General features: G+C 71.6%; 19 protein-coding genes. 12 read left to right on the forward strand and 7 right to left on the reverse strand.

The annotated features are described in order from the left end of the window. From AOK03_RS09505 to AOK03_RS09520, 4 genes are all read left to right on the forward strand, one after another. The coding region (locus AOK03_RS09505) for a thioester reductase domain-containing protein (protein ID WP_157868906.1) at positions 1 to 4004 on the forward strand (4004 nt) is incomplete at its 5' end. Further along, positions 4001 to 4435 carry a DUF3291 domain-containing protein gene (locus tag AOK03_RS09510; protein WP_055564738.1) on the forward strand — a complete coding sequence of 145 codons (435 nt, stop codon included), beginning with the start codon at positions 4001 to 4003 and terminating at the stop codon, positions 4433 to 4435. The genes AOK03_RS09505 and AOK03_RS09510, both read left to right, overlap by 4 nt. A 12-nt stretch (positions 4436 to 4447) precedes the next feature. Then, the gene (locus tag AOK03_RS09515; RefSeq protein WP_055564739.1) at positions 4448 to 5644 is read left to right on the forward strand and encodes an acyl-CoA dehydrogenase family protein; all 1197 of its coding nucleotides are present in this window, start codon (positions 4448 to 4450) and stop codon (positions 5642 to 5644) included. 10 nt (positions 5645 to 5654) lie between these two features. Continuing rightward, entirely contained in the window at positions 5655 to 6428 is a 774-nt protein-coding gene (locus tag AOK03_RS09520; protein WP_157868907.1) for a thioesterase II family protein, read from the forward strand. On the opposite strand, the gene AOK03_RS09525 is transcribed toward AOK03_RS09520, so the two are convergent. Continuing rightward, entirely contained in the window at positions 6359 to 7408 is a 1050-nt protein-coding gene (locus AOK03_RS09525; protein WP_055564741.1) for a GlxA family transcriptional regulator, read from the reverse strand. The two genes, AOK03_RS09520 and AOK03_RS09525, sit on opposite strands and share 70 nt — an antisense overlap. A 102-nt stretch (positions 7409 to 7510) precedes the next feature. Between AOK03_RS09525 and AOK03_RS09530 the strand changes: the two genes are divergently transcribed. Both AOK03_RS09530 and AOK03_RS09535 read left to right on the forward strand, forming a co-directional pair. Next, positions 7511 to 8893, forward strand: coding sequence for an MFS transporter (locus AOK03_RS09530; RefSeq protein ID WP_208609519.1), 1383 nt, complete (start codon positions 7511 to 7513; stop codon positions 8891 to 8893). Beyond that, positions 8890 to 10056 (forward strand): epoxide hydrolase family protein, encoded by a 1167-nt coding sequence (locus AOK03_RS09535; protein WP_055564743.1) that lies wholly within the window; start codon positions 8890 to 8892, stop codon positions 10054 to 10056. The genes AOK03_RS09530 and AOK03_RS09535 overlap by 4 nt, the downstream gene beginning before the upstream one ends. A gap of 57 nt (positions 10057 to 10113) precedes the next feature. On the opposite strand, the gene AOK03_RS09540 is transcribed toward AOK03_RS09535, so the two are convergent. Continuing rightward, on the reverse strand, positions 10114 to 12744 hold the full coding sequence (locus AOK03_RS09540; RefSeq protein ID WP_055564744.1) for a glycoside hydrolase family 2: 2631 nt from the start codon (positions 12742 to 12744) through the stop codon (positions 10114 to 10116). Positions 12745 to 12916: 172 nt separating this feature from the next. On the opposite strand from AOK03_RS09540, the gene AOK03_RS09545 reads away from it, so the two are divergent. From AOK03_RS09545 to AOK03_RS09565, 5 genes are all read left to right on the forward strand, one after another. Beyond that, positions 12917 to 13930: a LacI family DNA-binding transcriptional regulator gene (locus AOK03_RS09545; RefSeq protein ID WP_055564745.1), complete on the forward strand. Its 1014-nt coding sequence runs from the start codon at positions 12917 to 12919 to the stop codon at positions 13928 to 13930. A 167-nt stretch (positions 13931 to 14097) separates the two neighbouring features. Next, a complete protein-coding gene (locus AOK03_RS09550) occupies positions 14098 to 15198 on the forward strand; it encodes an ABC transporter substrate-binding protein (RefSeq protein WP_055564746.1) in 1101 nt (366 codons plus the stop codon). 1 nt (position 15199) lies between these two features. Next, entirely contained in the window at positions 15200 to 16714 is a 1515-nt protein-coding gene (locus tag AOK03_RS09555; RefSeq protein ID WP_055564747.1) for a sugar ABC transporter ATP-binding protein, read from the forward strand. Positions 16715 to 16769: 55 nt separating this feature from the next. Then, on the forward strand, positions 16770 to 17732 hold the full coding sequence (locus AOK03_RS09560) for an ABC transporter permease (protein WP_055564748.1): 963 nt from the start codon (positions 16770 to 16772) through the stop codon (positions 17730 to 17732). A gap of 29 nt (positions 17733 to 17761) precedes the next feature. Next, positions 17762 to 18757 carry an ABC transporter permease gene (locus tag AOK03_RS09565; protein ID WP_055564754.1) on the forward strand — a complete coding sequence of 332 codons (996 nt, stop codon included), beginning with the start codon at positions 17762 to 17764 and terminating at the stop codon, positions 18755 to 18757. Between the two features lie 9 nt (positions 18758 to 18766). Here AOK03_RS09565 and glgC read toward each other — a convergent pair whose 3' ends face one another. From glgC to AOK03_RS09580, 3 genes are read right to left on the reverse strand one after another with little or no spacing between them, the layout of a single operon-like run. Beyond that, complete coding sequence (glgC, locus tag AOK03_RS09570) at positions 18767 to 19987, reverse strand: glucose-1-phosphate adenylyltransferase (RefSeq protein WP_055564749.1); 1221 nt, start codon at positions 19985 to 19987, stop codon at positions 18767 to 18769. Between the two features lie 20 nt (positions 19988 to 20007). Next, complete coding sequence (gene glgA, locus AOK03_RS09575; protein WP_055564755.1) at positions 20008 to 21174, reverse strand: glycogen synthase; 1167 nt, start codon at positions 21172 to 21174, stop codon at positions 20008 to 20010. 47 nt (positions 21175 to 21221) lie between these two features. Beyond that, complete coding sequence (locus AOK03_RS09580; RefSeq protein ID WP_055564750.1) at positions 21222 to 21950, reverse strand: ferric iron reductase; 729 nt, start codon at positions 21948 to 21950, stop codon at positions 21222 to 21224. A 247-nt stretch (positions 21951 to 22197) separates the two neighbouring features. Here AOK03_RS09580 and AOK03_RS09585 point away from each other — a divergent pair, with 247 nt between their 5' ends. Next, positions 22198 to 23253, forward strand: coding sequence for a DMT family transporter (locus AOK03_RS09585; RefSeq protein ID WP_055564751.1), 1056 nt, complete (start codon positions 22198 to 22200; stop codon positions 23251 to 23253). 6 nt (positions 23254 to 23259) lie between these two features. Here the strand turns inward: AOK03_RS09585 and AOK03_RS09590 are convergent, their stop codons facing one another. Beyond that, positions 23260 to 24546, reverse strand: coding sequence for a transglycosylase family protein (locus AOK03_RS09590; RefSeq protein ID WP_055564752.1), 1287 nt, complete (start codon positions 24544 to 24546; stop codon positions 23260 to 23262). 121 nt (positions 24547 to 24667) lie between these two features. Next, positions 24668 to 25648, reverse strand: coding sequence for an acetylxylan esterase (locus tag AOK03_RS09595; protein ID WP_055564753.1), 981 nt, complete (start codon positions 25646 to 25648; stop codon positions 24668 to 24670). Positions 25649 to 25743: the final 95 nt, after the last annotated feature.

A 25743-nucleotide genomic window follows, 5' to 3' on the forward strand; every position in this document is an offset into this window, starting at 1 on the left:
CGGTCATCGGCACCCTGCGCCGCGACGACGGCGGCCCCGACCGCATGACCACCAGCCTCGCCCAGGCCCACACCCACGGCGTGCCGGTCGACTGGAGCGCCCACTTCGCCGCCGCCCGGCCCCGCCGCGTCCCGCTGCCCACCTACGCCTTCCAGCGTCGGCGCTACTGGCTCAGCGAGCTGCCGCGCACCGGGCTCACCGATCTCTCCGCGGCCGGACTCGAACGTCCCGCGCACCCGCTCATCGGTGCCGGAGTGCAGCTCGCGGACACGGACGGGCACCTGTTCACCGCCCGCCTGTCGCTCGACAGCCATCCGTGGCTGGCGGACCACGCGGTCGGCGACGAGGTGGTCCTGCCGGGCACCGCCATCCTCGAACTCGCGCTGCGGGCGGGGGAACAGGTCGGTGCCGAATGGGTGGACGAGCTCGTCCTCGAGGCCCCGCTGGTGCTGCCCGACGACGACGCCGCCCAGGTCCAGCTCACCGTCGGCTCCGTGGACGAGGAGGGCAGGCGCGGCCTCAGCGTGCACTCCCGTCAGGGCGGCATCGGCGAGTGGACCCGGCACGCGACCGGCGTGCTGTCGCCGTCGTGGGAGCCGCCGGGCGGCGGGTTCGCCGAGTGGCCGCCGCCCGGGGCCGAACCGGTCGACGTGGACGCCGTGTACCACCTGGCCGACCGGGCCGGGTTGGCGTACGGCCCCGTGTTCCGCGGCCTGAAGCGGCTGTGGCGACGTGGCGACGAGTACTTCGCGGAATCGAGCCTGCCCGCGGAGATCACTGCGGACGCCGAGCAGTACGGGCTGCATCCGGCCCTCGCCGACGCGGTGCTGCACGGCTGCCTCGCCGCGCTGGCCGAGAAGAACGTGCTCAAGAACGACGCCGTCCTGCCGTTCACCTGGACGGGAGCAGGCCTGTACGCGTTCGGCGCCGCAGCGGTGCGCGCTCACATCAGGGTGACGGGTGAGACCGAGTTCTGCGTCGATCTAGCCGACGACGCGGGAAACGCCGTCGGGCGGATCGCCTCGCTGGCCTTCCGGCCCGCCGGGTCCCTGCTGCGGGGGACGGCCCAGACGCTGTCCGCGGTCCGGTGGACCTCGCTGGCTCCGCCGACCGACGCCACCGTCCCGGACGGGGGCCTTCAGGTGCTCGCCACAGGGAGCGACGCCCTGGGCCGCCTTCTCGCCGCCGCCGGGGTCGAGTTCGACATCCGTGCGGACGCCTCTTCGGCCGCCGACCGACCGGGTCCGGCGCTGCTCGACGTCGCACCGGTCGCCGGGCCCGCCGACACCGATGGGAGCGGCGGGCGTGACGCGGCCGTACGCCTGGCCCGTGCCGCCGTCGACGACGTACGGCAGGTGCTGTCCGGCGTGCGGGAGTGGCTCGGCGCCACCGGCGACTCCCCCGCCCGGCTCGCGGTCATCACCCACCGCGCCGTCGGTACGGTCCCCGACGAGGACGTGACCGACCTCGCGGGCGCCTCGGTGTGGGGCCTGATCAGAACGGCTCAGGCCGAGTACCCGGGGCGGCTGGTCCTGGTGGACCTCGACGACGAGCCGTCGTCCCTCACCGCGCTGCCGTCGGCCCTGCAGACCCCGGAGGACCAGATCGCGATCCGCGGCGGCCACCTCAGCACGCCGCGCATCGGCCCGCTGCGCACCGAGGCCACGGCCCCGCCGCTGACCGGCCCGGACCGGACCGTGCTGATCACGGGAGGCACCGGCGGCCTCGGCAGGCTGCTCGCCCGGCATCTCGCGGCGGAGCACGGCATCCGGCACCTCCTGCTGGCCGGCCGGCGCGGCGAGAGCGCACCCGGGGCCCGCGAACTCGTCGCGGAGCTCGCCGAACTCGGGGCATCCGTCCGGATCGCGGCGTGCGACATCGCCGACTACGACGCGGCCTCCGAGCTCCTCGACTCCATCCCCGCCGACCATCCGCTCGGCGCGGTGATCCATGCGGCGGGAGTCCTCGACGACGGCACCGTCGAGACGCTCACCGACGCGCAGATCGAACGTGTCATGCGCGCCAAGGTGGACGGCGCGCTGAACCTGCACCGACTGACCCTGGGCCAGGAGCTGTCCGCCTTCATCACGTACTCGTCGGTGGCCGGTGTCCTCGGCACCCCGGGGCAGGCCAACTACGCGGCGGGCAACGCGCTCCTCGACGCACTCGTGCACCACCGCCGTGCGCAGGGGCTGCCGGGCATCTCGATGGCCTGGGGTCCCTGGGAGCCGGGGACCGGCATGACCGGGGACCTGACCGAGGTGGACCACGCCCGGCTCGCCCGGTGGGGGCTGCTGCCGCTGGACCCCCAGGACGGCTGCGCGCTGTTCGACACGGCCCGCGCCGCCGACAGCCCTCTCGCCATCCCCTGCCGCATCCAGTTGAGCAGGGCGCACGACGCACAGCTCATTCCTGCGATGCTCCGGGACATGGTCCGGGACGCGCCGCGGCTCCGGCAGGCCAAGAGCGCGGCGACCGCGGACTCCGGTGCCGGGGAGCGCGAGCAGCTGCGTGCCTTCCTCATCGGTCTGCCCGCCGAGGAACGGCAGGCCGAACTGGTGGGGATCGTCGCCCGTCACGCCGCCGAGGTCGCGAACCTGCCCTCCGCCGACGACGTCGCCGCCGATCTGCCGCTGATGGCGCTCGGCTTCGACTCGCTGGCCTCGCTCGAACTCCGCAATCGGCTCGTGCACCTGCTCGGTCTCACCGGACTGCTGTCGGCCAACGCGGTCCTGCAGACTCCGACGCCCGACGGGCTCGCGGCCCGCATCGCCGCCATCCTGGTCGACGAGGAGGAGCCGCCCCCGGCAGCGGCCGTGGCGGCGTCCGCGTCGCACGTGCGGCTGGCCGAGGACATCGTGCCCGCCACGGACACGGCCCCCGCTGCCCTGGCGGACGCCGAGCACCTGGTGGTGACGGGCGCGACGGGCTTCCTCGGCGCCTTCCTGCTGCGCGAACTGCTCGACCGGACAGCGGCCACACTGCACTGCCTGGTGCTGGCGGCCGACGCCGACGACGGCGCGGCGCAGCTGCGGGAGACGATGCGCCGCTACCGGCTCCGGGACGACGACGTGTCCGGGAGGCTGATCGCGGTGCCCGGGGATCCCGCCGAGCCCGAACTCGGCCTGACGGAGGCGGAGTTCGACACGCTGGCCAGGACGGCCGACGGCATCTTCCACTGCGCCGCCGTCGCCGGGGAGCCGCAGGGCTCCGGGACCTTCGCGCCCGCGTACACGACCGGGACCGAAGAAGTGCTGCGCCTGGCCGCGCGGCACCGGACGGTGCCCGTCCACCACATCTCGACGCTGGACGTCTTCGCGCAGCCGGGCCCGGACGGCCAGCCGCTGGCGGAGACGTCGCCCACCGGCCCGTTCGCGTCCCTGTCACCCGGTCATGAGCAGGGCCTGTGGGAGGCGGAGGAGCTGGTCGGCCTCGCGCGGGAACGCGGACTGCCCGTCTCGGTGTACCGGCTGTCCCGGCTGTCCGGCGACCGCGAGACCGGGGCGTGCCGGGCGGACGACCTGCTCTGGCGGGTCGTGAAGGGCTGTGTGCAGGCGGGCGCCGCCCCCTCGACGGAGCTGACGAGCGACATCGTGCCCGTCGACCACGCGGCGGCGGCCGTCGCCGCCCTGGCCTGCCGGGGACAGTCACTGGGCGGGACGTTCCACCTGTCCGACCCGGAGCGGGTGCCGTTCGCGGCCGTCGTCGCCGGCCTCACCGCCCGCGGCTATGCCTTGGCGGAGCTCCCGCCCGGACTGTGGGCCGACATGGTGGGCGGCGATCCGGACAACGCGGCCCACCCGGTCCTCGAAACCTTCTCCGAGACCGCTCTGGCCCCCGAAGGACGCGGCCATCTGGCCTTCGGGTGCGCCACCACCCGTGACGCGCTCGCGGCCGTCGACGTGTCCTGCCCTCCGGTGACCGCGGAAATGCTCGCCGCGACCATCGACTACTTCATCGAGACGGGCTACCTGCCCACGCCTGAGGAGGCTTCCGGTCGATGAGCGCCACATATCACCTCGCGCAGGCGAACATCCTCTACGCGGTCGACTCGCTGAAGTCGGAAACCCTCGCGAGTTTCCACGAGTTGGCCCTGACCGTCGACGCGCTCGCCCGCAAGGCGCCCGGGTTCGTCTTTCGGCTGGAGTCGCTGTTCGACCTCCCCGAGGACCCGTACATGCTGAACGTATCGGTGTGGGAAACCATGGAATCGCTCCGGGACTTCACCTATCAGGGGGAGCACGCCGACTCCCTGCGGATACGCCGGACGTGGTTCAAGCCGCCCCGGGGCGCCCCGTCGGTCCTGTGGTGGGTGCCCGAGGGCAGCCTCCCCGATGTCGACGAGAGCATGGCCCGGCTCGGGATGCTCAACGCCAAGGGGCCGACACCGGACGCCTTCACGTTCCGGCGCCCCTTCCCGCCGCCCCAGTCGTGAGAGGACGAACCGATGCATCCTGAGAATCATGTGCAGTCACCCTCACCAAAAGAGGCGCTGCAGACGTTCCGCGCGTTCGCCCGCGGCACCCTTCTCGGCCGCGACGCGGAGCTGGATTCCGGCGCGGAGCCGCCCTTGGAGCTCTATCGGCCGCTGCACGAGTCGGGGCTGCTGAACTGGTGGCTCCCCGAGGAGTACGGGGGCGCGGGTCTGGGCCTGACCGACAGCGTCGACATCGTGTCGGAACTCGCCTACGCCGACGCGGGGTCCGCCTTCACGCTCCTGATCTCCGTCCTCAGCAGTTCGATGGTGTCGCTGTACGGATCGCCGGAGCTGAAGAAGGAGTTCCTCACGGCGATGACGCGCGAGGGCGGCTACTCGGCGGCGCTGGGCAGCGAGCAGGAGGCCGGCAGCGAGCTGATCAACCTCACGACCACGCTGACCAGGCGCGGTGACCAGGTGGTGCTCAACGGCGAGAAGATGTTCTCGACCAATTCCGGCTTCGCCGACTACCTCATCGTGTTCGCCAGGTCCGCCGCGGAAAAGGGAAAGGCCGCCGCCTATCACGCGGTCCTGGTGCCCCGGGGCACCCCTGGCGCCCGCGTGGTCAAACGCTGGGACATGATCGGCCTGCGTTCGGCAGGCACCTATCAGGTGTCGTTCACCGACTGCGCCGTGCCCGACGGCAACGTGCTGGACGGGCCCGGCCTGAAGATAATCGAGATCGGCCTGAATTCCAGCAGGATCCTCATCGGAGCCATCGCGCTCGGCGTTGCCAGGAGGATCCGCGACATCTGCCTGGATTACGCGATCACGAAACCCCTCGGCGGCCACAAGCTCATCGAGAACGCCGTTTTCGCGAGCAAGATCGGGCAGATGGAGATGCAGATCGACGTCATGCGGAGCCAATGCCGTACGGCCGCGCGTGAATACGACGAGATCATGGCGATGCCCGACCCGCCCGCGGAATTCCTTCGGCGCGGAGCGCTGCGCTCCGCGTTGACCACCAAGATGTTCTGCGGCCAGACCGGCTGGCAGATCGCGACGGTGGGTTCGGAGATGTTCGGCGGCCTCGGCTACACGACGGACCTGCCCATCTCCAAGTACCTGCGGGACATCAGGGCGGTGACCATCGTCGAGGCCGGGGACGACGTGTTGCGCGAGCTGATCTTCCGGCGGTTCGTGCTCCCTCCCAATCGACGGATCTGAGGTACCGGCAGTGGGACAGAGGTCGTTGAAGAAGCCGTCGCCGGGGCTGCAGCACGTGGCATCCGGCTCGGGGCAGAGCCGGGTCTGTCTGGTGTGCGTGCCGCCGGCCGGTGGCGCCGCGGGCCCGTACTGGGCGTGGACGCAGTGGCTGCCGCCGCAGGCGGACCTGCTCCTCGTGCAGCCGCCGGGGCGGGAGGACCGCTCCGCGGAACCGCCGGAGTGGACGCTGGACCACCTGCGCAAGGAGTTCGAGTTCGCGCTGGCCGATCTGCCGGACATCCCCCATGTCGTGCTGGGCCACAGCATGGGGAGCCTGGTGGGGACGCACATCGCGACGTGGCTGGCGCCCCACAGGGACGTGCGGCGGCTGATCGTCAGCTCGTACCGGCCGGATCCGGGCGAGAGCCGTTTCTCCCGGGTGTTCCCGGGCGGGGACATCGACTCGATCGACCTGGCGCAGTTCGCCGAACTGAGCGGAGTCGGGGCGCAGGAGTGGCGGAACCTCCCCGCCGAGTTCCGGGAGCCGCTGCTGCGGCGCTGGTACGCGGACCTGAAGCTCTCCGTCGACCTGCCGGTCCCTTCGGAGCCGGTCCTGGACTGCCCGGTGACCGCGTGGCTCGGCGACGCCGACCTCATGGCCGAGGGCGAGATGGTGGCCTGGTCGAAGCTCACCTCGGCGACCTGCGAGGTGGAGTCCTGGCCGGGCGGCCACGACTATCTCTTCGCGCGGCCCTCGCCGGTGCAGGAGCGGCTCGTCGAGCTCATCGAGAACGAGGGGTTGTAGTCACGCCGGTACTTGGTGGGAGACAGACCGAAAGCGCGGGCGAAGTGGGCGCGGAGATTGGGCGCGGTCCCCAGCCCGCTGCGCTCGGCGACGGAATCGACCGGCAGGACGGTGCGCTCCAGCAGCTCCCGCGCCCGCGCGAGCCGCTGGAGGAGCAGCCAGCGGCTGGGCGTCGTGCCCAGCTCCGCCTGGAACCGGCGGATCAGCGTGCGGCCGGACACCCCCGCCCGGTCGGCGATGTCCTCCACGCCGATCGGCTGCCCCAGCCGGGCCACGGCCCACTCCAGGACCTCGCCGAGGCCCGCGCCGTTCCGCGGTGCCGCCATCGGCGCCTGCGCGTACTGGGCCTGGCCGCCCGCGCGGTGCGGCGGGACGATCATCCTGCGCGCCACGGCGCTCGCGACCCCGGCCCCGAGGTCCTCACGGATCAGGTGCAGGCACAGGTCGATCCCGGCCCCGAGGCCCGCGCTGGTGAGCACGTCGCGGTCGTTGGTGTACAGGATGTTCGGGTCCACCCGAACGTCCGGGAAGCGCCTGGCCAGGATGGGCACGTGCGACCAGTGGCTCGTGGCCGTCCTGCCGTCGAGCACCCCGGCCGCCGCGAGCACGAAGGCGCCCGAGCAGAGCGAGACCATCCTGGCGCCCCGCGCGTGGGCGGCGCGGACCGCGTCGAGCACCGGGGCGGGCGGATCGGTGTGCACGTCGCCCGTGCCCGGCACGATGACCGTGTCCGCGCCGACCAGGTCGTCGAGCCCGTGGGTGGCGTGCGACCCGAAGGCTCCGACGGGCCCGGAGTGGTCGAACCAGGCGCGCAACGGCACCAGGGCTCCGGCGCCGTCGGCGCCGCACAGCCGTACGTCGTACCAGTCGCCCGTGTGGCCCCCCGGTGGGGTGCCGAAGGCCTGGCATGCGATCGCGACCTCGATCGCGGCCTGCTGGTCCAGGAGCAACACCGCCACGGTGCCGGGAAGTCTGGTCATGTCGCGAAACTATCGGATGATGGCAAGGACGCCGCTCGTGATCGAAAACACCGCTCTGTACGGTGCCGAAACGTGACAGCTCACCACACGGAATCCCCTGCCGTGGCACGTACCGACATCCGGCGCTGGCGGATCCTCGCCATCGCGTCGGCCGCCCAATTCCTGGCCATCCTCGACCTGTTCGCGGTCAGCGTCGCGTTCCCGGCCCTGGAGAGATCGTTCCACGGCGCGAGCCTGGCCGAGGTGTCCTGGGTGCTCAACGCCTACACGATCGTGCTGGCGGCGATGCTGGTACCGGCCGGCCGGCTCGCCGACGACATCGGCCGCAAGCCCGCGTTCCTGCTGGGGATGACCCTGTTCGGGGCGGCTTCGCTGGGCTGTGCCGTGGCCCCCGCGCTGCCCGTCCTGGTGGCCGCGCGGGTCGTGCAGGCAGCGGCGGCCGCCGTCCTCATCCCGACCTCGCTCGGCCTCGCGCTGCCCGTCTTCCCCAAGCACGAGCACGCCAAGGTGATGGGCATCTGGACCGCGGTCGCCGCGGCCGGTGCCGGGTCCGGGCCGGTGGCCGGCGGGCTGCTGCTGACCGCCGGGTGGCGGTGGATCTTCCTGATCAACATTCCCGTCGTGCTCATCGCGGTGCTCGCCGGACGTCGTGAGCTCCCGGCGTCCCCGCGGGGCGTGCGCGCGCGGCTCGACCTGCTGGGCGCGGTGCTGGTCCTGGCCACCGTGGCCGGCCTGACGACCGTGTTCACCCAGGCCTCCGTCTGGGGGTACGGATCGCCCGCCATCATCGGGAGCGCCGTGGCGACGGTCCTGGTGGCGGCCCTGACCGTGCGCCACCTCCGCCGGGCCCCCGATCCGGTGGTGAGCTTCGACCTGTTCCGGCACCGGCTGTTCGCCGTCGCCTTCAGCGGCGTGTTCCTGTACTACCTGGCGTTCGCCGCGATGATCCTCGCGGCCACCCTGTTCCTCACCGGCCGCTGGCACTACTCCGTGGTGCACGCGGCGCTCGCGCTCGCCCCGATGCCCGCGAGCACCATGGCGACCGCGCCGCTGTCGGGCCGCATCGTGGCGCGGTTCGGCGCCCGGACCTCGGCGGTGCTCGGCGGGCTGACCCTGGCGGCGGGCTGCGGCTGGTGGGCGCTGACGGCGACGGACCGGCCCCAGTACCTCGTCGTGTTCCTGCCGGGCGCGATCCTCGCCGGGATCAGCACCGCGCTGCTGCAGCCCCCGCTGTTCGGCGCGGCCGCCGCGCTGCCGTCGCGTCAGATCTCGCTGGCCAGCGGGGTGCTGATGATGTCCCGGCAGATCTCGTCGGCCCTCGGCGTCGCGATCCTCACCGCGATCCTGGGGCACCAGGCGCTGCACGGGTTCCGGGTCGCCTGGCTGGCGATGTGCGGGGCCGCGGTGGCATCGGCGGCCGCCGGAATCCTCTTCCACGAGGCCAGGACGACCCCAGGACGAGATGAAGGAGCTGCATGCCCATGACCGGACCGTCCGAGGACGTGGTCCCGTTCCGGATCGGCATCCCGGAGTCCGCCGCGGCCGATGTGCGGGAGCGGCTGCGCCGGACCCGGTGGCCCGAGCCCGAGACCGTCGGCGACTGGTCGCAGGGCACGCGGCTGACGTACGTCCAGGAACTGTGCAGGTACTGGCTGGAGGAGTACGACTGGTCGGCGGCCGAAGCGCGGCTGAACCGCTTCCCGCAGTTCACCACCGACATCGACGGACTGCGGATCCACTTCCTCCATGTCCGCTCGCCGCACCCGGACGCGGTGCCGCTGCTGATGACGCACGGCTGGCCGGGCTCGACGGCCGAGTTCCACAAGGTCATCGGGCCGCTGGTCGATCCGGTCGCGTTCGGCGGCAGCGCGGCCGACGCGTTCCACGTGGTGTGCCCGTCCCTGCCGGGGTTCGGCTTCAGCGGCAAGCCGTCCCGGCCGGGGTGGGGCACGGAGCGGATCGCCGATGCCTGGGACTCGCTGATGAGGCGGCTCGGCTACCCGGGCTACGGCGCGCAGGGCGGCGACTGGGGCGCCCGGATCACGATGACGCTCGGCCGACGGCATCCGGGGAACGTCCTCGGCATCCACCTGAACATGGTGCCGTTCCCGGTGCCCGAGGACCCGAAGGTCGTCGTCGACCTCACCGAGGCGGAGCGTTCGGCCCTGGACCGGCTGGCCCGCCACCGTACGCAGGGTTCGGCGTACGCCGCCGTGCAGGCGACCCGCCCGCAGAGCATCGGCTACGGCCTGACCGACTCCCCCGCCGCGCTGGCCGCCTGGCTGATCGAGAAGTTCGAGGAGTGGAGCGACTGCGACGGCGACCCCGGCACCGCCTTCACCAGCGATGAGCTCCTCGACAACATCCTGATGTACTGGCTGCCCGCGACCGGGGCGTCGGCCGCCCGTCTCTACTGGGAGAGCTTCGCCGGAGCCACCGGGGACGAGGGGCCGGTCCCGGTGCCGACCGGGTGTTCCGTCTTCCCGGCGGACTACTACCGGCCGTCCCGCCGTCTGGCGGAGCGCCGGTTCCCCGACCTGCGGCACTGGAACGAACTCGACAAGGGCGGCCACTTCCCCGCCCTCGAACAGCCCGCCGCGCTGGTCGCCGAACTCCGCACCGCCTTCCGGGCGTTCAGGGCGGGATAGCCGGAACGCGGCAGGGGTCTCCGGCCCGCCCGGACGGACGGGCCGGAGACCCCGGGCTCAGGACTTCGTGCAGCCCGGCACCGTGGCCTGCGACGCGTCACGGACCAGCGCTTCGTGCGCCGCCTTCACCCGCTGCACATCGGGCTTGACGACCTTGCGGTCGTAGGTGAGCAGACCGTTCAACTCACCTTCCACATCGGTGATCTGGGTGTAGACCGCGCCGTTGTTGCCCTTGCAGGCGAGGGCGCGCACCTCCCCCAGCTTGGCGATGTAGTCGTCCGTGTACGTCGCCGGGTCCACGTCGACGTAGCTCTGCTGCACGGCCCAGGCGTGGCCGGGCACCGCGAGTCCGAGGCCGCCGTACTCGCCGCTCACCAAGGCCCGTTCGCCGTCGGGCCGCGGTGGGAGAGCCGGGCTGGGATAGCCGTGCTCGTCCATGATGTCGCCGGTGCCTCCGTCGGCCCCCAGGTTGAGCCCCGACATGTTGTTGACCAGTCGCGTCGGGTCCCAGGCCTTGGCCTGCTCGGCGATTCGGCCCACGTCGTACTGGCCCCATCCCTCGTTGAAGGTCACCCACATGACGATCGAGGGGCTGCTCGCGTGCTCGTCGATCATCTGCTTCATCTCGCGCTCGTACTGGGCGCGGGCCGCCGTGTCCGGGGTGCGCCCCGCCTCCATCGCGGGCATGTCCTGCCAGACGAGGAGTCCGAGCTTGTCGGCCCAGTAGAACCAGCGGTCGGGTTCGACCTTGATGTGCTTGCGGACCGAGTTGAAGCCCATTTCCTTGTGCATCTTGAGGTCGTACGCGAGAGCCTCGTCGCTCGGCGCGGTGTGCAGGCCGTCCGGCCAGAAGCCCTGGTCGAGCGTGGCCATGAGGAAGACGGGCTTGCCGTTGAGGATGGTGCGCGGGGTGCCGTTCACCTTCTCCACGGCGATGGACCGCATGCCGAAGTAGCCGGTGACGCGGTCGCTGCCGACCCGGACCTGGAGGTCGTAGAGGAACGGGTCGTCCGGCGACCAGAGCCGAGGGTCGCCGATCTTGAGCTTGAGCGGCTTGCCGGTGCGTCCGCTGAGCTCCGCGACCTTCTTGCCGCCCTCGTACGCGGCGGCCGTGACCGGCACGCCGTCGCGCACGCCCCGCGGCTCGACGGTGACCTGCTTGCCCGGCACATCCGGCGTGATCTTGAGGGAGTCCGCGTGGTCGGCGGCCACCGGCTCCATCCACACGGTCTGCCAGATGCCGGACGAGGGGGTGTACCAGATGCCGCTGGGGTCGAGCCGCTGCTTGCCGACGGGCGGGTTCGCGCCGTCGTCGGCGTCCGTCGGGTCGTACACTCCCACGATCAGTTCCTGGGTGCGGCCCGGCTTCAGCGCGTCGGTGACATCGGCGGTGAACTTGTCGTAGCCGCCCTTGTGTTCGGTGACCTTGTGGCCGTTGACGTACACCTCGGACTGCCAGTCGACGCCGCCGAAGTTCAGGTTGAGCCGCTTGCCGCCACCGATCTGCCAGTTCTTGGGGACGGTGAAGGTGCGGCGGTACCACATGCGGTCCTCGTGCCGCTCGATGCCGGAGAGCTGGGACTCCACCGGGTACGGGACGAGGATCTTCTCCTTGAGCTGCTTGCCGACCGGGGGCTTCTCGCCCGCTTCGGCGGCGGCGAACTGCCAGGACCCGTTCAGGTTCTGCCAGTCCTTGCGCTTCAACTGCGGCCGCGGGTACTCACGGTGGGCGTTGCCGGGCGTCACGTCGTCGGCCCACTCGGTGCGCAGCTGGTACTCGGAGTGGTTGGGGCCGCTGGTCCAGAACTGGCCGACGGCGTCACCGTCCGTGCCGTTCAGGCCGCCCTTGCCGTCGTAGCGGATGTCGGCGAGGCCGGGGGCGTTGCCGCCCTTCTTGCCGACGACGGGTTCCTTCAGCGCGACGAGGAGGCTGCGGTCGTCGGCGGGGTCGGCCTTCACCGTACCGAGGGGCCACTTGGCGCCGCCGATGACGGCGTCGAGGTGGTCGGCGAGTCCGGCCGGCGGGGCGGCGAGCTTCTGGGCGAAGTCGAGCTTGAGGCTGCGGCCGTCCCCCAGCACGGTGGCGTCGATGGCGCCGTCGTAGTCGAAGTCGTCGGGGATGCGCAGTGCGGTGCGCGGGACCGCCTTCTTCTCGCCGCCCGGCGGGGTCCACTTCAGGCGCAGGTTGGAGCCGCCGTAGTGCTCGAAGTACTCGACCTTGATGTCGTAGGCCTTGCCCGCCGTCAACTCGACGGGGGCGGAGGTCTGTTCCTTGTCCCAGTCGTCCTGCCAGTGGTCGATGGCGATCTTGCCGTCCACCCAGAGACGGAAGCCGTTGTCGCCGATCATCGAGAAGGTGGTGGCGCCGGTCTTCTCGGGCACGATCCGGCCGGTCCAGCGGACGCTGACGTCGTCGGCCTGTCCGGTGGTGGCCTTGAGGCGGGATTCGAGGTTGCCGAAGTCGATGTTCGGGTCGAGTCCGGTGGCTTTCAGCTCGTCGAAGTCGAAGGCTCCGGGGGCCGATTGGGTGTAGTACTCGCCCTTCAGCCCCTGGATCCCGACGGGATCGTCGGCGGCGCTCGCGGCGGGGACCGCGGTGAGTCCGGCGACGCCGAGGGCCCCTGCGAGCAGCAGGGCAAGGTGTCGGCCCAGGCGTGCGGAGCGTCTGGGATGTCGTTTGGTGCGCACGGATCCTCCTTGATGAGGAAGGGTGGCGGCTTGTCGCTGCAGTCGGTACAACGAGTCTGTACAACGTTGGAAGGAACGACAGTTGGCATGACAGCACGCGCTCCGGCGCGCTGTCCAGGGTCATGACAAACGCCCCGGCGGGCCGGGGCGGCCACCGACGCAGGGAGATCCAGTGCGGGTAAGCCTCAAGGACGTCGCGGAGCGCGCAGGCGTCTCGATCAAGACCGTCTCGAACGTGGTGAACAAGTATCAGCACGTCACCCCGGCGATGCGGGCCCGCGTCCAGGAAGCCATCGACGAACTGGGCTACCGACCGAACTTGACGGCACGTCACCTGCGCAAAGGGCGCACCGGGATCATCGCCCTCGCCGTCCCCGAGCTGGGCAACCCGTACTTCGCCGAGCTCGCCGGCGCCGTCATCGACGCGGCGGCCGAGCACGACTTCACGGTGCTCCTGGACCACACCCGCGGCGAGCGCGAGCAGGAGGTGCTCGTCAGCCAGGGCTTCCGGGCCCGGGTGATCGACGGACTGATCCTGAGCCCGCTGGAGCTGGAGGCGGAGGACCTGCGCGCCCGCGAGGACGACGTGCCGCTGGTGCTGCTCGGCGAGCGGCAGTACGACCTGAGCTACGACCACATCGCGATCGACAACATCGCCGCGAGCCGCACCGCGGTACGCCATCTGATCGGGCGCGGCCGCACCGCCATCGCCTATCTGGGCGCCCGCACCGATTCCGCCAACCGCCCCGCCCACCTGCGGCTTCAGGGCTGGCGCGAGGAGTTGACGGCGGCCGGGATCGCCGCGCCGGAGAGTCTGGTGGGCCCGGTCGGCGGCTGGGACCGGTGGGACGGGGCGAAGGCCATGGCGCGGATGCTGGACGCGGGGGTGCGGCCCGACGCGGTGTTCGCGTACAACGACCTGGTGGCGATCGGCGCGATGCGGGTGCTGCACGAACGCGGCCTGCGGGTGCCGTGGGACGTGGCGGTGGTCGGCTTCGACGACATAGCGGAAGGGCAGTTCGGGGCTGTCACGCTGACCACGGTGGCCCCGGACAAGCAGGCTATCGCGCGCCTCGCCGTCGAGTCGCTGCTCAGCAGCCTGGCCCATCCGGAACGGACCGGAGGACGCGAACTCGCCGCGGCTTTCCGGCTGGTGGAGCGGGAGAGCACGCTGGGCCGGCGCTGAGGTCCGGCCGCCCGGCCCGGATGCCCGGCGTCCCCGCGAAGAGTGCGCGGAGGGTTTACAGCTTTCTTTCAACGATGTAAAAAGCTCCCCGTACCGCCGAGTTGACCGCAAGTGCCGTCTCTCCCGTGAGCGCTCTCAGTGCCGGGGCCGTGCCGTTTGGGGACCCAATGAAGCCGACCACTCTTCTCAGTCGTACCTCCGCGAGGACCCTCGTCGCCGCCGGTCTCGCCGCGAGTCTCCTGTTCGCCGCCGGGTGCGCGAAGTCCGAGGACGACGACTCCGGCGGCGACAGCGCCGCCTCGCAGGACCAGGGCGATGCCGGGCAGGAGGTCGCGGCGGACGACGCGGGAGGCAAGACCTGCGCGATCGACGCGTACGGCGGCAAGAAGCTCGACCTGAAGAACGCCACCGTGGGCTTCTCGCAGTCCGAGAAGGAGGCCAACCCGTTCCGCATCGCGGAGACGGCCTCCATCAAGGCCGAGGCGGAGAAGCGCGGCGTCAAGCTCCTCACCGCCAACGCCCAGTCGCAGTTCTCCAAGCAGATCAGCGACGTCCAGGACCTGATCGCCAAGGGCGCCGACCTGCTCGTCATTGCACCGCTCAACTCCGACGGCTGGGAGCCGGTGCTGCGCGCCGCGGGCGCCAAGCACATCCCGATCGTCACCATCGACCGCAAGATCAACGCCACCGCCTGCAAGGACTACGTGAGCTTCATCGGCTCCGACTTCGTCGAGCAGGGCAAGCGCGCGGCGGACCGGATGATCGAGACGACCGGCGGCAAGGGGAAGATAGCGATCCTGCTCGGCGCCGCCGGGAACAACGTCACCACCGAGCGCACCAAGGGCTTCCAGGACCGGATCAAGGAGAAGGCCCCGGAACTCAAGGTCGTCTTCAAGCAGACCGGCGAGTTCGCGCGCGAGAAGGGCCAGCAGGTCACCGAGCAGCTGATCCAGTCCAAGCCCGACATCACCGGGATCTACGCCGAGAACGACGAGATGGGCCTGGGCGCCGTGAACGCGCTCAAGGGCGCGGGCAAGAAGGCCGGCGACGTGAAGATCGTGACGATCGACGGGACGAAGGGCGCCGTGCGCGGCATCGTCGACGGCTGGATCGACGGCGTGGTCGAGTCCAACCCCCGCTTCGGTCCGCTCGCCTTCAAGACCCTGGACGCGTTCACCAAGGGCGAGAAGGTGTCCCAGGACATCGTCATCAAGGACAACGCCTACACCAAGGGCAACGCCAAGTCCGACCTCGACAAGGCCTACTGACATGCTGTCGGTGTCCGGTCTGACCAAGACGTTCCCGGGCGTGCGCGCCCTGGACGGGGTCGACTTCACCGCGCGTGCGGGCGAGGTGCACGCGCTGATCGGCGAGAACGGCGCGGGCAAGTCCACCCTCATCAAGGTCCTGACGGGGGTGTACGAACCGGACGCGGGCGAACTGACGTACGACGGAAACCCGGTGCGCTTCGGCACCCCGCTCGAAGCGCAGCACGCGGGCATCTCCACCATCTACCAGGAGGTCAACCTCGTCCCCCTGATGAGCGTGGCCCGCAATCTGTTCCTCGGCCGCGAGCCCCGCGGCCGGCTCGGCCTCATCGACTTCGGGCGGATGCACCGCGAGGCCGAGGAGGCGCTGCGGGGACTCGGCGTCCGCGTCGACGTACGCCGCCCGCTGCGCGAACTGGGTCTGGGAGCGCAGCAGATGGTGGCTCTGGCCCGCGCGGTCTCGGTCGACGCGCGCGTGGTCGTGATGGACGAGCCGACGTCGTCCCTCGAACCCCGTGAGGTGCAGACCCTGTTCGGGGTGATCCGGATGCTGCGGGAGCGCGGCATCGCCGTGATCTACGTCAGCCACCGCCTCGACGAGCTGTACGAGGTGTGCGACGCCGTCACCGTGCTGCGCGACGGCAAGGTGGTGCACTCGGGTGCTCTCGCCGAGCTCGACCGGCTGCGGCTGGTCGCGCTGATGCTGGGCCGCGAGATCCAGGACGTACAGGAAGAGGGACTCACCCAGTTCACGGGAGCGCACGAGGCGACGACCGAACCCGTGCTCCAGGCGGCGGAGTTGACCGCACGGAACCGGCTGCACGGGGTGTCGGTCACCATCCGGCCCGGGGAGGTGGTGGGTCTCGGCGGGCTGCTCGGCTCGGGCCGCAGCGAGACGGCGAAGGCCATCGCCGGGGCCCTGCCCACCGACTCCGGGACCGTCGCCATCGGCGGCACCCGCATCCGCACGGGCTCCACGCCCGCCGCCATCCGGGCGGGCATCAGCCTGCTCCCCGAGGACCGCAAGGCGGAGGGCATCGTCCCCGGCCTCTCGGTCCGCGACAACATCGCCCTGGCCGCGCTTCCCCGCCTCTCCCGCCTCGGCCTGGTCAACGAACGCGGCATAGACGAGGTCGTCGACACCTTCATCGACCGCCTGCGCATCAAGGCGTCGAGCCCGCTGCAGAAGGTGGGCGAGCTCTCCGGCGGCAACCAGCAGAAGGTGCTGCTCGCCCGCTGGCTGGCGATGCACCCCAAGGTCCTGCTGCTCGACGAGCCCACGCGCGGCATCGACATCGGCGCGAAGGCCGAAGTCCAGGCCCTCGTGGACGAGTTGGCCGCGGACGGGCTGGGTGTTCTCCTCATCTCCTCGGACATGGAGGAGCTGATCGAGGGCTCGGACCGGGTGATCGTCCTCAAGGACGGCACGGCCGTGGCGGAGCTCACCGGCCCCGCCGTCACGGAGGAGAACCTGCTGCGCGCCATGGCGGCGGACCCCGCCGAGCCGGGCGCATGACCCACCACGACCGGCAGACGCCGGGTGACCAAGGCCCGCACCCACGGAGCTCCCCATGACCGACCTCGCCCTCGGCCGCACAGCCGCCGACCGCGACCGCCTCCTGCGCCTCCTCCAGAACTACGGCGTGTACCTGGGCGTCGCCGTCCTCCTGCTCGTCAACATCGCCTTCACCCCGCACTTCCTGTCCGGCGAGAACTTCCGCACCCAGGCCGTCCAGGTCGCCCCCGTCCTCGTCGTGGCGCTCGGCATGGCCCTGGCCATCGGCAGCGAGGGCGTCGACCTCTCCGTCGGCTCGGTGATGGCGCTCTCCACCTCCCTCGTCTCCCTCTACCTCGGGTACGGGATGTGGGTCGCCCTCGTCGTGGCGCTCCTCGGCGGCATGGTGGTCGGCCTGGCGAACGGGTCGCTCGTCGCGTTCATCGGCGTCCAGCCCATCGTGGCGACGCTCGCCCTGATGGTCGCGGGCCGCGGCATCGCCCTGGTCCTCCTCCCCCAGCTGAAGGACGTGCGCGACCCGACCATGGCGTCGCTCGGCTCCGGCGACCTGCTCGGCATCCCGTACCTGGTGCTCATCGCGGCGGCCCTCGCGCTGCTCGTCGCCTTCGTCGTGCGGCGCACCACCTTCGGCCGGCAGCTCCTCGCCATCGGCGACAGCCGCCCCGCCGCGCTCCTCGCGGGCCTGCCGGTGCGCCGCGTCCTCATCATCGTGTACGTGGTGTGCGGCGCCCTCGCCGCGCTCGCCGGGGTCCTCGCGACCGCGCGTCTGAGCGCGAGCGACCCCACGTCGCTCGGCAACCTGATGGAACTCTCCGCGATCACCGCCGTGGTGGTCGGCGGCACCCCACTGAGCGGGGGACGGGTCCGCATCGGCGGCACCGTGGCGGGCGCGGTCCTGATCCAGCTGCTCACCGCCACGCTCATCAAGCACGACCTGCCGCCGTCGTGGACGCAGATCGCCCAGGCCGTGGTGATCGTCCTCGCGGTCTACGCGGCACGCGAGAGGGGCAAACGATGACCATCGACACGAAGAGCCCGGCGGATCCCATGGACCACACCGCCCAGCAGGAACAGGCCGCGGGCCCCTCCCGCTCGGAGCGGCTCAGCGCCCTGGCCCAGCAGCACGGCGCGCTCGTCACCCTGATCGTCGCGGTGGCCGCCGCGTCGGTCGGCTTCGACACATTCATGACAGCCGACAACCTGCAGAACATGGCGGTGTCCTCCGCGTTCCTCGCGGTGGTCGCGCTCGGCATGACGTTCGTCATCGTCACCGGCGGCATCGACCTGTCGGTCGGCTCGCTGTTCGCCCTCGGCGGGGTGCTGGCCGCCTGGGGCTCGCAGTACGGCACGGCCGTGGCACTGCTCCTGCCCCTCGCGGTCTGCGGACTCATCGGTCTTGTCAACGGCCTGCTGATCGCCCGCGCACGGCTGGCGCCGTTCATCGTGACGCTCGCGGCGATGCTGGCGGCCCGCGGCATCCTCCTGTCGGTGACGGACGAGGGGTCGAAGACGTACCTCGTCGACAAGGACTCCTTCTTCGCGACGCTCGGGCAGGGCAAGGTGCTCGGCATCGGCGCCCCGGTCTGGATCACGGTCGCGCTGTTCGTCGCGGGCGCGGTCGTGCTGCGCCGCACCCGCTTCGGCCAGTACGTGTACGCGGTCGGCGGGAACGAGGACGCGGCGGCGCTGATGGGCGCCCCCGTGGCCCGTACGAAGATCGCCGTCTATACGGTGTCCGGGCTCTGCGCGGGACTCGCGGGCGCCCTCAACGCGGCCTGGCTGGTCTCCGGGGTGACGATCCTCGGCTCCGGCATGGAGCTGGAGGCGATCTCCGCGGTCGTCATCGGCGGGACGCTCCTCACCGGCGGATTCGGGTTCATCAGCGGCTCGCTGGTGGGCGTGCTGCTCCTCAAGGTCATCCAGAACGTCATCAACCAGATCGGCTCGCTCGACTCGGCCTACCAGCAGGTGGTCAGCGGCGCCTTCCTGGCGGTCGTGGTGATCGCACAGACGTGGCTGGGCCGCAGGCGCCGAGTGCTGTGACGGCGGCCCTCACATCGGTACGGTCTGGCCCTTGCCCAGGGCGATCACCCCGCCCTTGGACACCGTGTACAGCTCCTCGTCCCGGTCCGGGTTGACACCGATCGTCGCGCCCGGCGGCACGTCGACGTTCTTGTCGAGGACGGCGCCCCGCACCACCGCGCCGCGACCGATCCGTACGTTGTCGTGCAGGACGGAGCCCTGGACGACCGCGCCCTCCTCCACGGTCACGCCGGGCGACAGGACGGAGCGGGTGACCTGGCCGCGGATGACGCAACCCGGGCTGACGATCGACTCGCCCGCGATGCCGCCCGCGCAGAACTTGGCGGGCGGCAGACCGTCGGAGTGGGTGTAGATGGGCCAGCGCCGGTTGTCCAGGTTGAAGACGGGGTGGTCCGATATCAGGTCCATGTGGGCTTCGTAGTACGAGTCGAGGGTGCCGACGTCGCGCCAGTAGCCGTGGTCGCGCGGGGTCTCGCCGGGGACGTGGTTGCCGTCGAAGTCGTACACCTGGGCCATGCCGCGCTCGGTGAGCAGCGGCAGGATCGAGCCGCCCATGTCGTGCGCCGAGTGCTCGTCCTCGGCGTCCTGCTGGAGGGCGTCGACGAGGGTCTTGGTGGTGAACAGGTAGTTGCCCATGGAGGCGTAGACCTCGTTCGGGGAGCCGGGCAGGCCCGGCGGGTCGGTGGGCTTCTCCAGGAAGCGCTCCACCTTCGTCCCGTCCCGCGCGGGCGTGATGACGCCGAACGACGACGCCTCCGCGCGCGGCACCCTGATCCCCGCGACGGTCACCGCCGCGCCGTTCTCGATGTGTTGCTTGAGCATCTGCCGCGGGTCCATGCGGTAGACGTGGTCGGCGCCGAACACCGCGATGTAGTCGGGCTGTTCGTCGTGGACGAGGTTGAGGGACTGCAGGATGGCGTCGGCACTGCCCAAGTACCAGTGCGGGCCCAGGCGTTGCTGGGCGGGCACCGGGGTCACGTAGTTGCCGAGCAGGCTCGACATGCGCCAGGTAGTCGACACGTGCCGGTCCAGCGAGTGCGACTTGTACTGCGTCAGGACGCAGATGCGCAGGATGTCGCCGTTGACGAGGCTGGAGAGCACGAAGTCGACGAGGCGGTAGGTGCCGCCGAACGTGACCGCTGGTTTGGCCCGGTCGGCGGTGAGCGGCATCAGCCGCTTCCCCTCTCCACCGGCGAGCACGATTCCGAGCACCGAAGGTCCACCGCGCATCCGAGCCCCCTGCTTGTCGGCTATCTGTAGGCGTGCAGGATCTCCTCGTACACCTCGACCGTGCGCCGGGCGACCGTGCCCCAGCCGAACTCCCTGAGCACCCGGTGGCGCCCGGCCCTGCCCATCGCGCCGGCCCGCTCCGGGTCGGTGGCCAGCCTGTTCAGGAGCAGCCCGAGGTCGTGCTCGAAGTCGGCGGGTGCGCTCTCGCGGTACGGCACGAGCAGCCCCGTCGTGCCGTCGCTGACGACCTCCGGGATGCCGCCGACCCGCGAGGCGACCACGGCGGTGCCGCAGGCCATCGCCTCCAGGTTGACGATGCCCAGCGGTTCGTACACGGAGGGGCAGACGAACACCGCGGCGTGGGTCAGGAGTTGAATGATCTGCGGGCGCGGCAGCATCTCGGGAATCCACTGGACGCCCGCCCGGTTCCGGCTCAACTCCTCGAAGAGCGTGCGGAACTCGCTGTCGATCTCCTTGGTGTCGGGGGCACCGGCACACAGGACGAGCTGCACGTCCCGGTCCAGCCGCCGTGCTGCGCGCAGCAGCTGGGGGACGCCCTTCTGGCGGGTGATGCGCCCGACGAACAGGACGTACGGACGCCCGAGGTCGATGCCGAGCCGCTCCAGGACGTCGGTACCGGGGTCGGGCCGGTACAGCTCGGCGTCGATGCCGTTGTGGACGACGTGGACCTTCGCCGGGTCGATGGCCGGGTAGCAGGCGAGGATGTCCTCGCGCATCGCGCCGGACACCGCGATGACGGCGTCGGCGGCCTCGGCCGCGGTGCGCTCGGCCCAGCTCGACAGGGCGTACCCGCCGCCCAGTTGCTCGGCCTTCCAGGGGCGCAGCGGTTCGAGGGAGTGCGAGGTCAGCACGTGCGGGATGCCGTGCAGCAGCTTGCCGACGTGGCCCGCGAGGGCCGCGTACCAGGTGTGGGAGTGGAGCAGCTCGCGTCCGGCGAGCGCCGCCGCCATGGAGAGGTCGACGGAGAAGGTGCGCAGTGCGTCGTTGGCTCCGTCCAGCGCGGGGCACGCGCGGTGCCGCACGAGCCCGTCGGACGCGCCCTCCCCCCAGCAGTGCACGTCGAGGTCCGTGAGGGAACGCAACTCCCTGGCGAGGAACTCGACATGGACGCCCGCTCCGCCGTAGACGTCCGGTGGATACTCCCGGGTGAGCAGCCCCACTTTCACGTAGAACCCTCCGTCGTCCGCCCGATGTCGGCCGCGCCACCTCATGGTCACCCAGACGCGGCCCCGGGGGAAGACCGCGTCGGCGGCCGTTCGAAGCAGCAGTCCCCGCACAGTCCGCCGCTGGGGCAGCGGTAGTACAGGCAGCAACTTCGGCGCCGGAACGAGGTGCCCCGCAGAGTGCCGGTGCCGCGCAGGTCGGGGTGGTCGAAGAGGTCGGCGGCCAGGCCCAGGGCCCGCTCCCCGACCTCCGCGCGCCCCGACCGGGCGGCCCAGCCGTGCAGTTCGCGGGCGGCGCCCGCGAGCGCGGATCCCGCGTTGCCCCACAGCAGTCCGGCGGAGATCCGGTACCGGGCACGCAACGCGTCGGAGAGCGCGGCCAGATGTCCGTACTGCACGACGCCCCGAACCGTCTCGGCGTCGCCCGGCAGCAGGCGTACGTCGGTCAGCCACAGGTCGTCGGGCGAGGTGCCGTCGGCGTCCCAGCGCAGCAGCGCGGGGTCGAGGTCGGGCACCCGGCCGTACAGCGCGGCGGAGCCGAGCGCCACGGACCAGAGCCGGGCGGCGAGCCCCAGCTGGGCCACGGAGACCGCGATGCGATCCTCGGGGGCGCCCAGCCGGCCCGCGACCTTGGCGACGCGGAAACCGATCGGATCACCTGCTTCCGGTGCTGCGTACACCTCCGTGAGCGGCCGTGCGGGGCCGGGTGCCGGGCCCGCGCGCAGGGCGAAGAATCCGCCGACGGAGCCGAGTTCTGCCAGGTCGATGAGGGTGGTCACGACAGAAGTACAGCAAGCGCCACCGCTCGCCTCCGCCCTGGGGTCCCCCGAAAGGTCACTCTCCGCGCCCATCGGGTAACCCCTCCGGGGGAGGACATCGGCAAGGTCGTACTCCATCGGTAGTAGGACGGATTGCCTGCTCAAGTACGACGACGCGGAGGCGTTCCCGCGTCATCGTTGTCATCATGGAAGCAGACCGTTCGCCAGACCGGGTTCACCGGACGCACCGCACCCCGCGGAGCACCTCATGAGTGCTTTGGCACTGTCCGTGCTGCTCTCCCTCGTCTCAGCCGTCGCGTACGCAGGCGGGGCGATCCTGCAGGAGCGTGTGGCGGCGACGACCCCCGGACAGCGTTACGCGCCGCTGCGGCGCGGCGCCTGGTGGGTCGCCATCGCGCTGAACGGCCTCGGCGCGCTGCTGCACGTGGTGGCGCTGGCCTACGGGCCGCTGAGCCTGGTCCAGCCGCTGGGCGCGCTGACCATCGTCTTCGCCCTGCCCATGGCGGCCGTGTTCGTACGCCGCCGGGCCGGGGCCACCGCCTGGCGGGGCGCGCTGATGGCGACGGTGGGGCTCGCCGGGCTCCTCTCGCTCACGTCGTCGTCCGACTCCCAGAGTCTCGCCGACACGGAGCGCGTCGTGCTCGCCCTGGTCACGGGCGGCGCCGTGCTCGGCCTGATGGTCGCAGCGCACGCGGCACACCGGCACCCGGTGGTGCGCAGCGTGCTGCTGGCCTGCGCGGCCGGTGCGGCCTTCGGCATCGCCTCGGTGTTCACGAAGACGGTGGCGGTCGACTGGGACCAGAGCGTCGCGATCGTCGAGCAGCTCCCCAGCCTCGGGGTGATCGCCGTGCTCGCGGCGGCCGGTGTGCTGCTCTCGCAGGCCTCGTACCGCGGTGCGGGCCTCGCCGCGCCGCTGTCGACGGTGACCGTCGTGAACCCGGTGGTCGCGGCGGCGGTCGGTCTGACCCTGTTCGGAGAATCCTTCCGCCACGGCGCCACGGGCACGGTCCTGGCGCTCGGCAGCGGGGTCGTGGCCGCATGCGGCCTGATCCTGCTCACGACGGAGCGGATCGCCCGGGAGACGTCGACCGTGACCGTCGCCCAGGGCGGCCCTGCGGCGCAGGGCGAGCCCTCCCGCGCGGCGCAGGGCGAGCCGTCGTCCGACGCGGTGGCCCCGACGGACCAGCCGGAGCCCCGTCCCACCGTGGACGGGCTGCCCGCGGTGCCCTCTCAGCAGCCCGTGGTGGCCCATCGCAGGACCCGGCCCCGGCACCCTGGGCGCCGGGAGCGCATGGTGTCCTGACGCGCGTCAGATGCGCACGCCGCGTGCCCGCAGGTAGGCGAGCGGGTCGATGTCGGAACCGAAGCCGGGCCCCGTCCGCACCTCGAAGTGCAGATGCGGGCCCGTGCTGTTTCCGGTGGAGCCGGAGCGGGCGATGCGCTGCCCGGCACCGACCTGCTGGCCCGCCTTCACCGAGAGCGCCGACAGGTGCCCGTACTGGCTGTACTTGCCGTCGCCGTGCCGGATGACCACCTGGTAGCCGTAGCTGCCGCCCCAGCCCGCCGAGACGACGCGGCCCGCGGCGACGGCCTTCACGGAGGTCCCGGTGGACACGGGGAAGTCGACGCCCGTGTGGTAGCCCTTCGACCAGGAGCCGCCCGCCGCGCGGTAGGGGGTGCTGGGCGAGGCGGCGACGGGGGCCACGGCGCCGGGTGCGGAGGCGCGGGGGGCGGCGTTCTTCGCCTGCGGCGCGGAGGCCCGGGGCCGCTTCTCGCGCTCCTTCTGGGCGGCGGCCTTCTGTTCCGCCTGCTTCTCGGCCGCCTTCCGCTCCGCGGCCCGCTTCTCCGCCGCCTTACGCTCCGCGGCCTTCCTCTCCGCCGCTTTCCTGTCGGCGGTCCTGCTGTCGGGACGCTGCTTGGCGGGCGCCTTCTGGCCTCCTGTGGCCTGCCCGTGGACCGAGAGCCGCTGGCCCGGCGTGATCAGGTCGGGGTCGGCGCCGATCACGCGCCGGTTGGCGTCGTACAGCTGCTGCCAGCCGCCCCGGACCCGGCGCTCGTCGGCGATGCCGGAGAGCGTGTCTCCGTGGACCACGGTGTACATCTCGGCGGTGCCCGCGGCTGACTGCGGGGTCACCTCGGGCTTGACGTCCCTGACGTCCCGCTTGGACCTCTCCGGCTTGCTCGGGGCCCTGGCCGGGGTGACGTCCGGCGAACCGCCGCCGCGGGCGAGACCGGCCTTCGGCCCGCACGCCGGCCAGGCGCCGGGCCCCTGGGCGTCGAGGACCTTCTCGGCGACGGCGATCTGCTGGTCCTTGGCGGCGCGGTCGGCCCGCGAGGCATAGGCCGTGCCGCCGTACGCCTCCCAGGTGGACTGCTTGAACTGCAGGCCGCCGAAGTAGCCGTTGCCGGTGTTGATGCTCCAGTTGTTGCCGGACTCGCAGGCCGCGACCTTGTTCCAGGTGTCGACGTCGGCCGCGCCCGCGGTACCCGCGACGGTGAGCGGGAGCGCCATTCCCGCGCCGCCCGCCGTGACGGTCAGCGACGCACGGTTGATGCGGTTCGGCTGATACCGGCGGTGCCGGCCCCGTACGGCCATTGGGAGCCCCCTCGGACACACGTCATCACGGATTGTGTACAGCGGACACACGACAAGCCCGCAAGTTAGCCGGTCGACAGTTCCGTGACAAGAGCGTGCAGCGGAGCGGCTGTTGCGCGATTCACTCCGTCAAGTACTGCTGCAGCCACCCCAGTTGGACGCCTTGCTGATAGGGGCCGCCGCCTTCGTGATCGTTGAAGGAGTACACCTCCATCGAACGCTCCCTGCCCGCGTACGCGTTGAAGGCCGCGAACACTGTCGACGGCGGGCAAGTCATGTCCTGCAGGGCCGCGGAGAAGAGGGCGGGCGCGCGTCCGCGGGCGGCGAAGTGCACGCCGTCGAAGTACGACAGTGTCTGGAAAACGCGCTCCTCGCCGCCCCGACGGGCCTTCAGATAGGCCGCGATCTCGCTGTAGGGAAGCCGGTCCGTGAGGGTGGCCGCCCGCGGGAAGTCGCAGAGGAAGGGGACGTCGGGGGTGATGGCGGCCAGGTCGGGCACGAGCCCGCCGACGGCGAGGGCGAGCCCGCCCCCCTGGCTGATCCCGAGCGCGGCGACCCGCGCCTCGTCCACGAGCGGATGGGACCGGGCCGCCTCGACGGCGCGCACCGCGTCGACGTACAGGCGCCGGTAGTAGTAGTCGTGCGGGTCCTCGATGCCGCGGGTCATGAAGCCGGGGTGCGCGGGCCCGCTCCCGACCGGGTCCGGGGTGTCGCCCTGCGCCCAGCCGCCGCTGCCCTGCCCCCGCGTGTCCATCACGAAGTGCGCGAATCCGGCCGTGGCCCACAGCAGGTGCATGTGGGGCAGTCCGCGTCCGCCGCCGTACCCGATGTACTCCACGACCGCGGGCAGCGGGGCCCCGCCTTCGGCCCCGGCGGGCAGGACCAGCCATCCCTTCACGGGGTGACCACCGAACCCGGCGAAGGTGACGTCGAAGATCCGCACCCCGGGCAGCGGCAGCTCCACCGCCTCGAACCGCGCGTCCAGTTCGTACTGCCGCGCCTCCAGCAACGTCTTCTCCCAGAAGGCGTCGAAGTCGTCGGGCTCGGGCAAGTCGGGCCGGTAGCGGCGCAGTTCGTCGAGGGGCAGGTCGAAATGGGGCACGGGCGGCTCCTCCTTCGGGGGCTGGGGCTCAGGAGGGTCACGCTATGCCAGGGGATCGGCGCTCGACAGGGAGTATTCGCGGGCGGGGGCTGGGC

It is taken from the genome of Streptomyces atriruber (genome assembly GCF_001418325.1).
Lineage (GTDB): Bacteria > Actinomycetota > Actinomycetes > Streptomycetales > Streptomycetaceae > Streptomyces > Streptomyces atriruber.

What these genes read in the sequence shown, in the direction of transcription:
- AOK03_RS09510 (WP_055564738.1), top strand. Translation starts at nt 4,001, where the DNA reads ATGAGCGCCACATATCACCTCGCGCAGGCGAACATCCTCTACGCGGTC.
- AOK03_RS09515 (WP_055564739.1), top strand. Translation starts at nt 4,448, where the DNA reads ATGCATCCTGAGAATCATGTGCAGTCACCCTCACCAAAAGAGGCGCTG.
- AOK03_RS09525 (WP_055564741.1), bottom strand. Translation starts at nt 7,408, where the DNA reads ATGACCAGACTTCCCGGCACCGTGGCGGTGTTGCTCCTGGACCAGCAG.
- AOK03_RS09535 (WP_055564743.1), top strand. Translation starts at nt 8,890, where the DNA reads ATGACCGGACCGTCCGAGGACGTGGTCCCGTTCCGGATCGGCATCCCG.
- AOK03_RS09550 (WP_055564746.1), top strand. Translation starts at nt 14,098, where the DNA reads ATGAAGCCGACCACTCTTCTCAGTCGTACCTCCGCGAGGACCCTCGTC.
- AOK03_RS09555 (WP_055564747.1), top strand. Translation starts at nt 15,200, where the DNA reads ATGCTGTCGGTGTCCGGTCTGACCAAGACGTTCCCGGGCGTGCGCGCC.
- AOK03_RS09560 (WP_055564748.1), top strand. Translation starts at nt 16,770, where the DNA reads ATGACCGACCTCGCCCTCGGCCGCACAGCCGCCGACCGCGACCGCCTC.
- AOK03_RS09565 (WP_055564754.1), top strand. Translation starts at nt 17,762, where the DNA reads ATGGACCACACCGCCCAGCAGGAACAGGCCGCGGGCCCCTCCCGCTCG.
- glgC (WP_055564749.1), bottom strand. Translation starts at nt 19,987, where the DNA reads ATGCGCGGTGGACCTTCGGTGCTCGGAATCGTGCTCGCCGGTGGAGAG.
- AOK03_RS09585 (WP_055564751.1), top strand. Translation starts at nt 22,198, where the DNA reads ATGAGTGCTTTGGCACTGTCCGTGCTGCTCTCCCTCGTCTCAGCCGTC.
- AOK03_RS09590 (WP_055564752.1), bottom strand. Translation starts at nt 24,546, where the DNA reads ATGGCCGTACGGGGCCGGCACCGCCGGTATCAGCCGAACCGCATCAAC.